Origin of the sequence: Sinomonas terricola (assembly GCF_034931225.1) — a bacterium.
Lineage (GTDB): Bacteria > Actinomycetota > Actinomycetes > Actinomycetales > Micrococcaceae > Sinomonas > Sinomonas terricola.
This window is the reverse complement of sequence record NZ_JAYGGQ010000036.1, coordinates 1-1,327: the sequence shown is the minus strand read 5'-3', so window position 1 is coordinate 1,327 and position 1,327 is coordinate 1. Positions and strand designations below refer to the sequence as shown.

Genomic DNA, 1,327 nt, shown 5'->3' with positions numbered 1-1,327 from the left:
GACAGTGTGCTGGTTCAGGACATCGGAATGGGGTGTCTCGGGTCATCGGAATGGCGTGTCTCGGGTGATCGGAATGCTGTGCCCGTGACGTTGAGGCATGAGCAAGCAGCGTCTCGTGATCACCGCCGTCCTGTCCGGCCTGTCCCAGTCCGAAGCAGCCCGCCGCTACGGCGTCTCCCAGGGCTGGGTCTCCAAGCTGCTGGCCCGCTACCGGCTCGAGGGCGAGGCCGCGTTCGAGCCGAAGTCCCGGCGTCCGAAGACCTCGCCGAACGCGATGCCGCCGGAGATCACCGACCTCGTCGTCGGCATCCGGCGACGGCTGATAGGAGCGGGTCTGGACGCGGGCGCCGAGACGATCGGGTGGCATCTGCAGCACACGCACGGAGTCGCCGTGTCGCGGGCGACGATCAACCGGATCCTGACCCGGGCCGGCCTCGTAACGCCAGAGCCGGCCAAACGCCCGAAGTCCTCCTACGTGCGTTTCGAAGCCGCCCAGCCGAATGAGTGCTGGCAGTCGGACTTCACCCACTGCCGCCTCGCCGACGGCACCGATACGGAGGTCATCGCCTGGCTCGACGACCACTCCCGCTGCCTGCTGCACCTCACTGCGCACCCGCGGATCACCGCCGGGATCGTCGCCGAAGCCTTCCACGCTGCGGCAGCTGAGCACGGCTACCCCGCGTCCACCCTCACCGACAACGGCATGGTCTACACCGTGCGCCTGGCGGGCGGGAAGAACGCGGGAGGCCGCACCATCCTGGAACACGAGCTGCGCCGGCTCGGGATCGTGCAGAAGAACGGGAGGCCGAACCACCCCACCACCCAGGGCAAGATCGAACGGCTCTGGCAGACGCTGAAGAAATGGCTCAAGGCACAACCTGACCAGCCGGACACGATCGGCCAGCTGCAAGCGCTGCTCGATGAGTTCGCCATCGAATACAACACCCGCCGACCGCACCGATCCCTGCCTCGCCGGGCTACTCCCGCCGCGATCTACGCCACCGGCATCAAGACCGCCCCCGCCGCCGACCGCAGCACAGACGCCCATGACCGCGTCCGAGAGGACCGCGTCGACAAATCCGGCACCGTCACCTTGCGCGTCCACGGGAAACTCCGCCATATCGGAATCGGCCGACCCCACACCGGAACCCACGTCAAACTCCTGGTCCACGACCTCGACATCACCGTCGTCAACGCCACCACCGGCCAGATCCTCCGCGAGCTGACCATCGACACCACACGCGACTATCAACCCCGCGGACAAAAGCAATAGCCCGAACCCACACTCCGTGGGTTCGGGCTATTCCAATGTCCTGAGACATCACAT

1 protein-coding gene is annotated in these 1,327 nt (G+C 66.6%); it reads left to right on the top strand.

What is annotated here, in order from left to right:
• Nucleotides 1–97 precede the first annotated feature (97 nt).
• A complete protein-coding gene (locus tag SPF06_RS21990) occupies nt 98–1,273 on the top strand; it encodes an IS481 family transposase (protein ID WP_428985819.1) in 1,176 nt (391 codons plus the stop codon).
• Nucleotides 1,274–1,327: the final 54 nt, after the last annotated feature.